The sequence below is a fragment of the Clostridium sp. YIM B02555 genome, assembly GCF_022320955.1.
In the GTDB taxonomy this organism is placed as follows: Bacteria; Bacillota; Clostridia; order Clostridiales; family Clostridiaceae; genus Clostridium; species Clostridium saccharoperbutylacetonicum.
Map to the genome: position 1 here is coordinate 165027 of NZ_JAKJJY010000008.1, position 14054 is coordinate 179080.

The 14054-nt window shown below is 30.4% G+C and carries 14 protein-coding genes and 1 pseudogene; 3 read left to right on the forward strand and 12 right to left on the reverse strand.

Features of this window, described 5'->3' with window-relative positions:
* Positions 1 to 176: 176 nt before the first annotated feature.
* From L3B98_RS13530 to L3B98_RS13560, 7 genes are all read right to left on the reverse strand, one after another.
* Positions 177 to 1724: a DHA2 family efflux MFS transporter permease subunit gene (locus L3B98_RS13530; RefSeq protein ID WP_238917094.1), complete on the reverse strand. Its 1548-nt coding sequence runs from the start codon at positions 1722 to 1724 to the stop codon at positions 177 to 179.
* Between the two features lie 8 nt (positions 1725 to 1732).
* Positions 1733 to 2386, reverse strand: coding sequence for an HlyD family efflux transporter periplasmic adaptor subunit (locus tag L3B98_RS13535; RefSeq protein ID WP_238917148.1), 654 nt, complete (start codon positions 2384 to 2386; stop codon positions 1733 to 1735).
* 15 nt (positions 2387 to 2401) lie between these two features.
* Positions 2402 to 3388, reverse strand: a complete 987-nt coding sequence (locus L3B98_RS13540) for an efflux RND transporter periplasmic adaptor subunit (RefSeq protein ID WP_238917095.1) — start codon at positions 3386 to 3388, stop codon at positions 2402 to 2404.
* Positions 3389 to 3969: 581 nt separating this feature from the next.
* The gene (locus L3B98_RS13545) at positions 3970 to 4563 is read right to left on the reverse strand and encodes a TetR/AcrR family transcriptional regulator (RefSeq protein ID WP_077361779.1); all 594 of its coding nucleotides are present in this window, start codon (positions 4561 to 4563) and stop codon (positions 3970 to 3972) included.
* Positions 4564 to 4574: 11 nt separating this feature from the next.
* Positions 4575 to 5273, reverse strand: a complete 699-nt coding sequence (locus tag L3B98_RS13550; RefSeq protein ID WP_077361777.1) for an ABC transporter permease — start codon at positions 5271 to 5273, stop codon at positions 4575 to 4577.
* On the reverse strand, positions 5270 to 6193 hold the full coding sequence (locus L3B98_RS13555) for an ABC transporter ATP-binding protein (RefSeq protein WP_077361775.1): 924 nt from the start codon (positions 6191 to 6193) through the stop codon (positions 5270 to 5272). The genes L3B98_RS13550 and L3B98_RS13555 overlap by 4 nt, the downstream gene beginning before the upstream one ends.
* Positions 6194 to 6810: 617 nt before the next feature.
* A complete protein-coding gene (locus L3B98_RS13560; RefSeq protein ID WP_238917097.1) occupies positions 6811 to 7575 on the reverse strand; it encodes an EFR1 family ferrodoxin in 765 nt (254 codons plus the stop codon).
* 182 nt (positions 7576 to 7757) lie between these two features.
* On the opposite strand from L3B98_RS13560, the gene L3B98_RS13565 reads away from it, so the two are divergent.
* Positions 7758 to 8312 carry a TetR/AcrR family transcriptional regulator gene (locus tag L3B98_RS13565; protein ID WP_238917098.1) on the forward strand — a complete coding sequence of 185 codons (555 nt, stop codon included), beginning with the start codon at positions 7758 to 7760 and terminating at the stop codon, positions 8310 to 8312.
* Between the two features lie 203 nt (positions 8313 to 8515).
* On the opposite strand, the gene L3B98_RS13570 is transcribed toward L3B98_RS13565, so the two are convergent.
* The 4 genes from L3B98_RS13570 to L3B98_RS13585 form a co-directional block, all read right to left on the reverse strand.
* Positions 8516 to 9484: a beta-ketoacyl-ACP synthase III gene (locus L3B98_RS13570; RefSeq protein ID WP_238917100.1), complete on the reverse strand. Its 969-nt coding sequence runs from the start codon at positions 9482 to 9484 to the stop codon at positions 8516 to 8518.
* 375 nt (positions 9485 to 9859) lie between these two features.
* Positions 9860 to 10531: a class I SAM-dependent methyltransferase gene (locus L3B98_RS13575; protein ID WP_238917101.1), complete on the reverse strand. Its 672-nt coding sequence runs from the start codon at positions 10529 to 10531 to the stop codon at positions 9860 to 9862.
* A gap of 233 nt (positions 10532 to 10764) precedes the next feature.
* The gene (locus tag L3B98_RS13580; RefSeq protein WP_238917102.1) at positions 10765 to 11085 is read right to left on the reverse strand and encodes a hypothetical protein; all 321 of its coding nucleotides are present in this window, start codon (positions 11083 to 11085) and stop codon (positions 10765 to 10767) included.
* Between the two features lie 551 nt (positions 11086 to 11636).
* Entirely contained in the window at positions 11637 to 12167 is a 531-nt protein-coding gene (locus tag L3B98_RS13585; RefSeq protein ID WP_077361767.1) for a CDP-alcohol phosphatidyltransferase family protein, read from the reverse strand.
* A gap of 171 nt (positions 12168 to 12338) precedes the next feature.
* Between L3B98_RS13585 and L3B98_RS13590 the strand changes: the two genes are divergently transcribed.
* Entirely contained in the window at positions 12339 to 12527 is a 189-nt protein-coding gene (locus L3B98_RS13590; protein ID WP_015391911.1) for a YvrJ family protein, read from the forward strand.
* A 56-nt stretch (positions 12528 to 12583) separates the two neighbouring features.
* On the opposite strand, the gene L3B98_RS13595 is transcribed toward L3B98_RS13590, so the two are convergent.
* Positions 12584 to 13687 carry a diguanylate cyclase gene (locus tag L3B98_RS13595; protein WP_077361765.1) on the reverse strand — a complete coding sequence of 368 codons (1104 nt, stop codon included), beginning with the start codon at positions 13685 to 13687 and terminating at the stop codon, positions 12584 to 12586.
* Positions 13688 to 13740: 53 nt separating this feature from the next.
* Here L3B98_RS13595 and L3B98_RS13600 point away from each other — a divergent pair.
* Positions 13741 to 13916, forward strand: a pseudogene (locus L3B98_RS13600) (YvrJ family protein).
* Positions 13917 to 14054 lie beyond the last annotated feature (138 nt).

The following is a 14054-nucleotide window of genomic DNA, read 5'->3' on the forward strand; positions in this document are numbered from 1 at the left end:
AACTAACAAATTGCTAATACAAAATCACTCTCAGCCGGCATTTTAGGTGCATATTATTAAGAATATATATTGTAATATGGTTTATAATGTATATTCTACTATAGCAATATTCTGAAGAATAAATATGGTACAGAATATTAGAATGCACCATTCATAATTTCTGACCATTATATATCTTATCCTTCTACCACTACCACCTTCGTTTCTTCTTGTTTACCTTGTTTTAATAATAGTGTTGGAATAATTACAATAACAGTAATTATCGAAATTACAAACATGGTATCATTAAGAGCCTGAAGCTGTGCTTGAAGTGCAACTTCTCCAAACATCTTGCTTAAAGCAATTCCTTGCGCATTGTCTGCTGACATCCCGTTTTTAATAAACATCCCTTGAAGCATTTCATACAGCTTCATACTATTTTTATTAAAAGATGTCACTTGTGAAGCTAAGTTAAAGTAATCAATCACATTTCTATGCTGCATAACGCTTGTTATAATTGTAACACCTATGGAAGTCCCTACTTGTTTTACTGTATTAGTTAAAGCAGATGCGTTTGACATTGCTTCCTTTGGTAATCCACTAAAACCTATTGTTTGAACAGGTGCCATGAGAAATCCGACACCAAAACCTCTAATCAATAATAGAATCGTTATCTCCATATTAGGTGTATCCAACGTAATTCTTGACATACTATAGCTATTAATGCCTATTAAAATTAATGCAAATACTGCAAATAATCTAACGTCAAATTTGTTGCCAATTTTCCCATATAAAATCATAGATATGGCTGTCGCTATTGCTTCTGGAAATAAAATTAAGCCTGTATTCATTGAGTCAAGTCCTCTTATTTGTTGAAGAAATATCGGCATCAAAAACACACCACCATAAAGAGCTAGCATTGCAATGTTCATAATAATATTACTCATGCAAAAGGTATAATTCTTTAATAGTTTTAAATCAAGCATAGGTTCTTCAATGAGTAATTCATTCACAACAAAGATTACAAGACTATAACATCCAACAATCATAAGCACGATATTTTTTATATCGTTCCAGTCTAAATCACTTTTCCCAAGTACATAGAGAACACAGGACATTCCGATACTTGAAGTTATAAATCCAATAATGTCAAATTTCTTTGAGGATTTATGCTCTGATTTTTTGAATATAAGTATTGCCATCATTGTAGCAACTATTCCAACTGGAAGATTTATAAAGAAAAGAAATCTCCAATTAAAATTTTGAATAATATATCCACCTAAACTTGGTCCTAAAGCTGGGGCTGCCATTACGAATATTCCCATTACCCCTATTGCCATTCCAAGTTCACTTTTATCAAAAGTAGTCATTAATATTGCCATACCAAGAGATATTATGCAAGACCCTCCAATACCTTGAATTACTCTTGCAACTATCATTATACTTTCATTCCATGAAATCCCGCACAATAGTGAACCTAAGGTAAATAAAATTAACGCAGTAATAAATACGTTTTTAGTTCCAAATTTATCTCCAAAATAACTTGTTGATGGAATTACAACTCCTAAGGTTAGAGTATATGCGCTAACAACCCATTGTATTTGATCTATGGATGCGTTAAAGGTCTGCATCATTTTAGTAACAGAGATATTAATAATGCTGGTATCTAGATTCACCATAAAAATTGCCATAATTACAACGCTCATAATAAGCCATTTAGCTGAAGATTCTTTTTTATTTTCCATGCCCCCACCTACTTTACATGTATCTTTATATCTGCATTTGTACCAGGTAGAAGATTTTCATTATTCTCCTCAAGCTTAATTTTCACAGGTACCTTTTGAACAACCTTAGTGAAAGTTCCACCTGAAGAGGATGGGAGAAGTGAAAATGCTGAATTTGAAGCTTTTCCTATACATTCAACTTTCCCTTGAAATACTTTCCCCTCAAATTGATCAATTTTTATATCTACATTTTGCCCTTCTTTTAATTTTTCCACCTTGGTTTCTTCTATATTTGCAGTTATATATATTTTTTCTTGATCAACCATTACTGCAAGTGTAGCTCCAGCTGCAATATATTGTCCCTCCTCAGCTTCCTTTTTAATAATTAACCCATTAATTGGCGCTCTAAGTAAGGAAGAATTAACATTTTCATCAGCTATTCCATTTTCATCCATGTGCCCTACTATTTGATCTTTAACTAAAGTTTCTCCCTCTTTTACACTAAATTCAAGAAGACTTCCTGAAATTTTTGGAGTTATATCTATAAAATCTCCAGCTACCTGTGCATCTTCAGTTGAGACAAAATATTCATTTTCATACCAATAATATACTCCAACTCCACCAAGAGTTATTAACATAGCTATAACTATACAAATAATTATTATTTTACGTTTTCCTTGCATTCTTATCATCCTCTCCTAACTTCTCACGCCAATTTCGGCAAACATACCAGGCTTTAATTGCGAATTTGAATTTACTAAAGTTATTTTTACTAAAACATTATTGCTCTGAGAATTTAATTCTGAATTTATTACTGATATGGTTCCATCAAATTCTGAATCCTTTATTCCTGACACTTTAACAGTTACAGCTTGTCCTTCTTTCAGATCTTTTACAATGCTTAAGGGTGCATATGCATTCACACATAAAGCATCAGGATTAGATATTAAAATAAGAGTGCTGCCAGGTGATGCTATTTCACCTTTATTTATATTTTTAACGGTTACTTTCCCTGAAATAGGCGCTGTAATGTTTCCATTATTTAATACTATTTGCGCTGTTTTTAATGCTTCTTCCGCTTGCTTTACTTGTGCCTTGTAGACATCTATACTTGTTTCTGTAGAGCCTTTTTTTAGCATTTCTAATTGTTCTTCAGCTGATTTTTGTCCTGACTCTGCTGAAGTAAGTTGCTGCTGTGCAGTTTCAAGCTGCGCCTCTGTAGCTGCTCCTACACCAGTTAACGCTTTTGTACGATCATAATTCTTTTTAGCAACATCATAAGTTGCTTTAGCACTGTCCAAAGTTGCTTGAGCTTGGGCCATTTGTTCAGGACGTGTACTGTTCATAGCATTAGCTAAATTTGCATTTGCAGTATTTACAGCTGCTTGGGCTTGGTCTACCTGAGCTTGCAAATCCTGAGTATCTAATTTAATAACAGTATCACCTTGATTTACAACTGACCCTACATTAACTGATATATCTGAAACTCTCGCAGAAATTTTTGAAGCTACATTGACTTGATTATCTGTCGCAAGCTTTCCAGCCATGAGATATACGGATTTTTGTTCATTAATCTCTTCTGCTTGAACAGCATTTTCATTTCTATTATCCTTTGCAGTGCATCCTGAAAATAAAGATGTTCCTATAAGCGCTGGCAATAAAATTAACATAATATATTTTTTCATAATCACTTACTCCTTTAACAAATTATTTATTGATAAGAACTATCGTTCTCATTAAGCTTTTAAATTTTTATCACCGAATTTATATAATTAGTTAAGATTCCATTTTATTGAATCTGGCTTCATTGGCTTTTCCTTTTGTTATTTCTGTTGGTTTTCCAATGACTATAATTATGCCTCGAAGTCGTTTCTCTTCTGTTTTCAACGTAAAAATGGCTTGTTTTCCAATCAAAAAATTTATTTATACTTTGTAACTATAGTCTATTGCCATAAAAACACTTTCACTGAATTTGTTCACAATATTTTCATCTAATATTTTGAATATATTCATAATAATGTAAATATAAAAGGTTAAAATAGTCCTCAATATCTTTATTCCTGTTAGTTTACTTGTACTGTTTATTTCAAAAATCCAAAGATTTTTCAGTCCATGACGCTATATTCCAAGCTGGTTCCAGTACCAAATTTCCTAAAATTATTATAGGTTTTCTGATATAATTGTATTTATTCTATGAATCCAACTTCTAATAAGAAGTAACAAGGGAAGCTTAATTATAAGCTCCATGTTATTCTTACTGATTGAATTATTTATGTACTTTGTATATTGGAAGCAAAATATTATCAATAATATCCTCACTACTCGCCTCATTAGGCCTTCCATATAATACAATTTCATTGATAATTAGTAAAGTAGGCAAATTTAAAGCCTTTTCAGAAATATCATCTATTGAAAGTGAAATTTCCTTGCGCTGATTAGCCCGCGTTATAATGATTTCCATTAATTTACGGATACCATTATCGTGATTAACAATACTAAATAGATCGTAAGATGTAGTATCGGAAAACTTATCTGAAATCACCTCTCGTAGATCCTCAGGTCTGATAATTTCAAAAATTGGATCTAAAACCTTAAATAGAGCAATTAAATCTTCTCTTAATGAACCATAATCACCGATTTCTAATTCTATTGGTGGTGCTTTTCGCTCTACAGCAGCAAGAATAAGATGACATTTTTGTGGCCATCGGCGATAAATAGCGTTTTTATTGGTCTTTGCAGCACGAGCTACATCATCCATAGTCAATTTGTTATATCCTATTTGATTAAGCAATAACCAAGCCTCATCTAAAATCGCATTTTCAAGTATAGCGCCTCGGCGTCTACTAACATTGTCGTTCATGATACAACCTCCTATTTTTGGTCTACATAATTCCACCATAATATAGTACCATAAACACCAATAAATAAAATAACAAAAATCGTCAATTTACTGATCCAATTAATAAGCTCAGGATTGTTTAAATATATTCCAGAAATTGTCCACGGGATATAACGCCCTAGAGGCTGTGCTCCAAAAATAGCAGCTACAATTACAGCTCCAAAAGAAGTACTAACAGGAGCCAATATTCCTCTTGTCATGCTGGCGATAAGAGGAAATAGAAAACTAAGACCAGAATTATAGAGTGTTGCTATCCCTAACCTTTTTAAAAGATTTCCAGTCAATAGCACATCAAAATTTTTCAAATCTAAGCAAGAACCTATAGCAAATGTCGCACCAATTGCTAATACCGTTATACCTAAAAAACATAATCCTAAAGCAAAAAACTTTGCACATACTAAACTTGTACGAGAAATTGGCAATGATAATAGATCTTTAAAAGTTTGATCCTGATACTCTCTACCAAATACCCAACTGCTTAAAATACCAAAACCCATTAATCCAATAACAGTAGAATACATAAAAAAAGTATTTTTCAAAAATTCTCCCCACGTCCTATCTTGCATATGGATAAGTAACAAAAAGCTATAAAAAGCTAAAATGTAAATTGGTATATGACCTCGTCTTATTTTATAAAACTCAATTTTAGTCATTGACCATATCTGTTTCATAATGATTTGCCCTCCTTAATCGTTCTAAGAAAGAATTCTTCTAAGCTTTCATTTACAGGTTGAAAAATCATTGGATTCAATTTCTGATTTTCTAACTGCTGTAATAAATCAGAATATTGGTTAATAGATATATCCGAAACAAGTACTTCCTCTTCACTTACTGATGTGCATTCCAAGCTTTTTGTAGCAAGGTAATTTGCAAGCTTCTTGCTGGAACCCTCCGTTTTTATGTAAAGCTTGGATTCTCTGCAGGTTTCAAATTCTGAAAAGTTTAATTCCCGTAGCAGACACCCATGAGCTAATATACCAATTCGACTTACCAGCTTTTCCATCTCATCTAATAGATGGCTTGATATAAAAATGGTTGTCCCATTTTTAGCCATTTCTAATAGAGAATTACGAACAACTACAAGCCCCTCCGGATCTAATCCATTTGTTGGTTCATCTAACAAAAGAATCTTTGGTTTATGAATAAGAGCCTTTGCTAATCCAATTTTCTGATTGTTTCCTAAGGAAAGCTCTTTTACCTTAACCTGTAGGTAATTATCTAGCAATAACTGCTGTGAAATGTCACCAATTCGTTTCTTAATTTCTGAATCGGGTATTAGTCTTTGCTTTGCATACAATATAAGATTTTCTTCTACAGTAAAGTTTGGATAAGCATGTGGTGTTTCAATTAAGTACCCAACCTGATTCCAAAATTCAGAAGACAGCTTTGAAATTGATTGTCCAGAGTAATAAATTTCACCAGATGTAGGATTAATCATTTTAAGCAACATCCTCATTGTAGTTGTTTTTCCTGCACCGTTTAAGCCTAAAAAACCATATATTTCACCTTCATTAGCAGTCAGATTAATGTCATACACACTATTTTTCGAGCCATAACTCTTTGTTAACTTCTTCGTTTGTATTATTGGCAAAACTCAAACACCTCCAGTGTTATACTTCATTTAAGGTACTGCAGTACCTTAAATGAAGTATAACACTGGAAATTATAAAACGCAATACTAAATATTTGTATTTTTTTATTTATTATTCTCATTATTCTTATATCCCAGATTAATTAAGCTATTTTCTCCTCACTGCCTTAAATCTGGAGAACACTTCTGTTTAATCCAAACTATATTAGCTTACCAATTTCATAACCATATCTAAAATCACTCTCCCCCGCATTTTAGCCACATATTCTTTAGAATATATATCGAAGAATTTATATTCTCTTCTGGCAATATTCTGAAGAATAAATATAGTACAGAATATTAGAATGTGCTGTCTATTCATACATCCTGACTTAAATACTTCGTAAGAACTATCGTGAATTTAGCTATAACTGGCTTGTTATTATAAACACATAGTTAATAAATAACTCCTATAATAAAATGAACCTAAACATAAATATATACTATAATAGTATTTATCCATGTTTAGGTTTCAATTTACTGCTCTTTTGAATTAATGTATCTTCACTTAATTAATAATTATAGGGCATATCTTTATCTGCTCATCCTAATATTTCTGACTTATTATTTTGTGCTTTTTAATAAGCTTGATTATTAGAATCAATTAATTCTTTAAGCTTAACATTTTGATTTATAAATCTAGCTTTGCTTTTCTCAGATTTCATATGTATTGCATTTTGTGGACAATGATGTATACAGGCTAGGCATGTTTCGCATCTACTTAAAAACTTAGGTTTATTCTCAACTTTAATATTATTTGCAGGACAAACTTTTTCGCATATTTTACAGCTAGTACAATTATCATTAACTATAAATCTCTTAGCTGCAAAATTATTACTAAGTTTATCAGCCACCCCACGGCCGCATTTAGATAGAATATTGGATGTTGCTCCTTTTGTTACAAGAGAATTTCGTCTATTTGTAATATCAGCTATTATTTTATTAAGCCTTTCATCAATATCTTCTGGTTTCTTATTTATTATTTCCTCCTCCATCTTAAATGCCGAAAGGAAATTATCAACCATCAGTATTTCATTTGTATAGTTGAACTTGATACCAGATTCTTCGGCTACAAGTTCAATATGCCTCAGTCCTGAGAATGGTTTAGCACCATATGTCATAATTGCAAAAAAGTAATCAGCTTTAAATTTTGACTTTTTGATAAAATTACTAACTATTTTTGCCATTCCGAATCCATGACAAGGAAATACAAAACCTATAGCTTCATCCTCAAATTCATATTCTCCTGCCTTTATCATCTGAGGTATTGAATACAATTCTCCACCAATCTTTTTTGCAACATATAAACTATTCCCTGTAGCAGTAAAATAAAATATCTTCAAGTTAACGTCCGCCTTTCTTTATTTGAATTCTCGTTGATTTTTCAACATCTGTTCAATATAATTAATTTATCAACTATGCTAGTGCAATTCAATAGTTAAAAAAGTCAGATTTGTTTATTAATGAACAAAATACAACTGAATGTTGAATATCACGAAATTTTTTAAGACAAGGAGATATCTTTATGGATAGACGTATTATAAAGTCAAAACAGGCCATTATGGGTGCCTTTATCAAGCTCATGTCAGAAAAAGATTTTGAAAGGATAACCATTAACGAAATTGCAGAAGAAGCAAATGTAAACCGTGGAACTGTATATTTGCACTATGAGGACAAATTTGATCTGCTGAATCAATGTATAGATACTCATTTAAACGAATTATGTGAAAGTTGCTTGTCAGATGGAGAAACTAGCAATGTTGACCCAAAAGCTTCGCTACTTAATACATTTCGATACCTTGAGCAGCATGCCTTTTTCTATTCCAATATGCTAACTAACAAATCCATGCCTATTTTTAGAGAGCGTCTTTTAACACTCGCTATTAAGCAGATGGAAAAGCACCTTGATATGACTGGAAGTAATCAAAATATAAGAAAGGAAATACTGGTGCAATATGTTGCTTCAGCTGCTGTTGGTGTAATGGAATGGTGGATTGTAAACTCAATGCCTTATCCTGCAGAATATATGGCTGAGCAGGTATTGCAGCTACTAGAGCGAGAACAATTGACTCACCAGTGATATGATTAAATTTTTCCTTACTATAAAACTATGTGTATTATCATTTTTAGTTATAAACTAGAAAGATAATATCATCTGGTTGTAGTATTTCATAAGAAATATAGAAAATATAACTGGAAATTAAATTTCCAGTTATATAACATATCAAATTATTCAATTACACAAGTCATTCCATATTCTCATGGAATTTAATATTTCATGCATTACCACTCTAGTAATACTGCTCCCGATGAAAGTCCCGCTCCAAAAGCTACAAATAGAACAATATCACCTCTGTTTATTATATTCTTGCCTAAAATTTCATGTAATGCAATTGGAATAGTCGCTGCTTGGGTATTTGATGCTTTATCTATATTTACATATATATTTTTTTCATCTATATTCATCTTATTAGCAGCTGCTTTTAAAATCCTTAAATTTGCTTGATGTGGAATTATTAATTTAATATCCTCTACTGAAATGCCTGCTTTCTCTACGACTGCATTAACTGCTTCAGTAAATGCCTTAGTTGCAAACCTCATAACGCTCTTTCCACTCATCACTACCTTTGTATTTCTTTCAGAATCTGCCTCAAAAAATGGAGTTGATTCTATTTTATTATTACATGCAAGGGAATTGTCCTTGTCTATAACACAATCTAAATAGGTGGAAAGAATCCCTCTGCTTTCAGTGTTTGATAATACTACTGCACCAGCTCCATCACCAAAAAGTACTGCTGTACCTCTATCTTCCCAATCTAAAATTTGACTATTTACATCAGCACCAATAACAATTGCATTTTTATAGTTGCAATTTTTCATTAAACTCTCTGCAACTGTTATAGCATATACAAAACTAGAACAATTAGTATTCATGTCAAATGCAGGAGCACTTTCTATACCTAATTCTTTTTTTATGTTTGCTGCTACTGTTGGTACACATACATCTGGTGTTCCAGTAGCACATATAACTAAATCAATATCATTACATGATAATCCACTATTCTCTAAAGCTATTTTAGCTGCCTTTACTCCTAAATCTGTAGTAGTTTCATTTGTAGCAATATGACGTTGTCTAATACCAGTGCGGGTACTTATCCATTCATCACTAGTATCTAGAAATTTTGATAAATCGTCATTTGTTACTATTAATTCAGGTAAACAACTACCAGCTGAAATTATTTGTATTCCCATATTATACTTCCTTAATTATGCAAATATTAATATAATAATTTTTATAAAGTGCTATTCTGAATTTATCTTAATCAAATACTTTATCTAATAAATTACTACATCAAATCAATTATAGCATATTTTGTAAGTATAACCTTATGCATTTACAAAGAACATTATTGTAATTTACTATATTAATGTGACTAGTCATCGGAGAACAAGTTCTGATATGAAATAATATTATGAACAATACCGAATCCAAGCATAACTCCTATGGCTATATAGTTACTCACCCACAAAGATGCAAAAATGAAGTATAGTACAGAAAAAACTTCTACTATATTTTTGCTATAGTAGAAGTAATCAATCTAAAAAGAGATATTTGAAGATTAATCTTCAAATTACAACCAAACTATTTTTTGCTAACAAAATAACAGTGTTAGTATATTCCCAAACTTTTTCTACAGATTTAAACCCAGCCTTCTGCAGCATTTGTATCTGATTTTCTACAGTACACGGAGTATCATAGTGATAGAAGCCCTCAGTTATCCCTAATTTTGAACGAATTCTTCTATTTTCATTGAAGTGGTAATCCTCATATTCTTGACTTGGCGCCATATAATCCGCTTCAATATAAAAACCATTCTGCTTTAAACTTTTGAAAATCTTCTTATACAAATTAATCTTTTCTTCATGTGTAAAATGATGAAGAGTTTCTACAGATAAAGCACAATCAAACATACATGTTCCAATATCATAATCAAAGTAGTTACCAACAATGAGATTAAGTTGGTTTAATTTATCATTATGCTTTTGTTTTATTTTTTCCATCATATTCTCAGCTAAATCAATCCCTGTGACTTTAACTGTTGAATTAATTTTAAAAATTTCATCTAACTCTAAACCTGTCCCACATCCTAAATCAAGCAAATTCAGTTCATTTATTTTTGGTATTAATTTTGCAATTTCACTATAAAGTTCATTTACTCCCTCAATATTATTCATCATATGTTGCTCATAGTTTTTAGCTCTGCTATTAAAAAAACTACTCATTTCCTCTAGTTCCATTTAACCATCTCCCAAATAAATTTCTGTAAGTTATTATATACTACATTTAAATTATATTATTTTAATTTAGTAACCAACAACCTCAAAAATAATTCTGAAAGAAAAATGCGCCGTAATTTATAATTACATTATGGCACATTCAATTCCTATTATTTCTTTTTTATTTGATTAATTGCAAATCAATAATTTACAAAAAGTGTTATAGAAATTTATAAAAGAATAAGAATCTACTCTTAATGAATTACAGATATTTCTCCTTCACCAGTTACAATTAATGTTTCTCCAATTTCTATAGGGCCAAATTTTATATAGTCATTTTCATTACTAAGTACCGCAAACAATATCTGAGCACCTTTAGAGTTAAGTAATGTAATAGTAACAGGTTTATCTGGAGTTGTAAGTTTAATATTGCGATAATACCCCTGGTGTTCATGGGAAATATCATATATACCTTCTTTTAAAGTAGTTGAAGTAGGAATCGTTTGTGCTTGCGCAACTTCCCCAAACATAAATGAAAATACTAAAAGCATTATTAAAAATTTCTTTATTTGCATATCCTTCACCTCTTCCTATTAGTATTTTCTTTACTAATAGAACTATGCATTCTTTTAGGTTCTCAATTATTAATAGTTATTGTATCCTTAAATTGCTTACAAACCTTTAATTAATTCTTGACTATAATATTAACATCATATAGATATCCAAATTAATAATTCAACTTATAAATGTAATATATATGTATTATTAAGAAATTATAATCGTAACACTACACTAGAAATCAAATACATTTTTCTGGAAGCAGGCATGTGAAATTGAGCTGATGATGGTTATTAAGCAGTGAACCCAAATCTATGATTTGGTGTGAATCGCTTACTCAGCGAACGAACGTGAGTCGAGTTTCCTCTAAGGTTGTTCCATTTTCTGCTTGTCATAAATTTACTTTAGGAACATGCAGATATGGGTGCAACCTCCCACTTAGAACCTTCCAGCGAAAATTTCACTAGTCCTGTGGAAGATAAATGTATCTGATTTCGGTAATTGTTCCATAAGTCTAATTCTCGCTTTGGATATCTTTATTTAATTTTCATATAAAAATACCACAAATTCATTTTATGAATATACTTTGCTTATTTAATTGTAATTCATGTGATGTCAGCTGAATAATTAATTCTTCAGTTGCTGATATACTTGCCACAATGCAAATTACATACATTAAAATAGTTGTTTGAATATATGGAATTAAAATTGGAAACAAGAATAAAATAATGCCAGTAATTTTATTTCCATAAGTATGAATACTTGCGAATGTTTTGTATTTTTTTAAAGCCACAATCATTGCGATTAATCTAATAGTGCCAATTAAAATAACACAAATAATAATTTCAATTTTGGGATTTATAATCTGATAAAGCAAAAATAATAATACACCTATCATAATCATATCCGCAACAGAATCAAGTTTTGCACCAAATGCGCTTGCTGTACCAGTCTTTCTAGCAATGAATCCATCCATAATATCGCTAAATCCACAAATAATATATATTATATAGAAAGCTGAGCTCAATGGCTTAACTAAAATAAGAGCTAAGGAAAAAAATATTCTACTAACTGATATGAAATTCGGTATTGCTTTCATCTCTTCACCTCTATAAAAATAAATAATCCTATCATCATTATACTATGTTTTGTAAATATCAAATTATTGAATTTATTCAAAAACAAACCAAACTCTTTTGATTAAATTATTTTCAATTTCATAAATTGCAGCGGCTTTTCTCATATATCCTTTATAGGAGGTGATCAAGTCATGGAGGTAAATCAACTAATTAATTTGATCGTTAATAATGGTTTTGCTATTGCTGTAGCAGCATATTTGCTAATTCGTTTGGAAAAACAAATTATTAACCTGTCTAATTCCATTAACAAATTAAATACCATAATCTCAACCAAACTTGGAATTGTTATTAATAATGACGATCCTGACAAAGTAGCATAAGTAAAGGCGATAAACATTTATTTTTTAATGTTTATCGCCTTATTTATTACCCTAGTTTAAAAATCACTATTTTTATCATTAAATAAAACCACTTTATTTCTTCCACTGTTTTTTGCTTGATATAATGCGATGTCAGCATTTTCAAGTAAGTTATCAATTTGGCTTGTCAGTTTAGGATATGATGCTATTCCAATTGAAATTGTAATTTTTATAGCTTCATTATCTGAAATGTAAAAATCATTCTTTTCAACATTCTTTCTTAATCTTTCTGCAATTTTAACAGCCTTAGATTCTGAGCAATCCAGTAATATTATAGAGAACTCTTCTCCTCCCATTCTAGATACAACATCATAAGTTCTACACGTATTAATAAAGATTGGAGCTAAACTTTTTAAAATAGTATCTCCTGCATTATGACCATAAGTATCATTTATTCTCTTAAAAAAATCAATATCTATAAATAGCAGAGATAACTCTTCTCCTTTTCGTATTACCATCTGAGAAATACTATTGAACCTATCATCAAATTGCCTTACATTATTCAAACCAGTCAAATAATCTTTTGCTGCTTCATTTTTTAATCTTTGATAGATTTTAATTACTTCCAGTATGTAATCTGCATATTTAATTGAAAGATAAGATACTATTAAATATCCAGAATAATATAATATCAAGGTTTGAAAAACTCCTGTTGAATTTTGTGGTACTGGTACCACAAAGGATGAAGTAACTGATACTATAACAAAGATGATCATACAATAAATATATTGATTTATCTTTGATAACTTTAATAAAGAAATAATTCCAAATCCAATCCCCATAAGCAAAGCTATTATTAATCCAACTAGTGATATATTAGATATTCCTAAAATTAAAAATCTAAAAATACCTATCAAAATTGAAGAAACAAATGAAGCTATAAATCCACTATAGAGAGCAGAAATTAAAATTGGTATGTACCGAAAATCAATAAAAGTCTCTGATGTAATAGGGACACTATTTATCATCAGTATTATACCTAATATACCATTATAAAATCCCCATAGAAACTTACTTTTTAAGGATATATCCCGCGAAATTTTTTTATCTTTAAGAAAATGTTGAACAATACTCATAGATGCTATTAAAATACATGCATTTTGAAAGAAACTAAGAATCATAATTTATCACTTCTCCTCATAAACTGACACTTATTCTACAGTGATTATAGCACATTTTAAAAATACACATTACTCAATTTTTAAATAATGGTTTTGCTATTGCTGTAGCAGCATATTTGCTAATTCGCTTGGAAAAACAAATTATTATTCTATTAACAAATTAAATACCACTATCTTAACCAAGCTTGGAATTGTTATTAATAATGATAATCCTGATAAAGTAGCATAAGCAAAAGCGATAAACATATATTTTTTTTAATGTTTATCGCCTTATTCATTACCCTAGTTTAAAAATTAATAAAACCTTCTATTCTACTTTATCTTTAAATTCTTCTTCTACTATAAATTTCAAAACTTCTATTAGTTT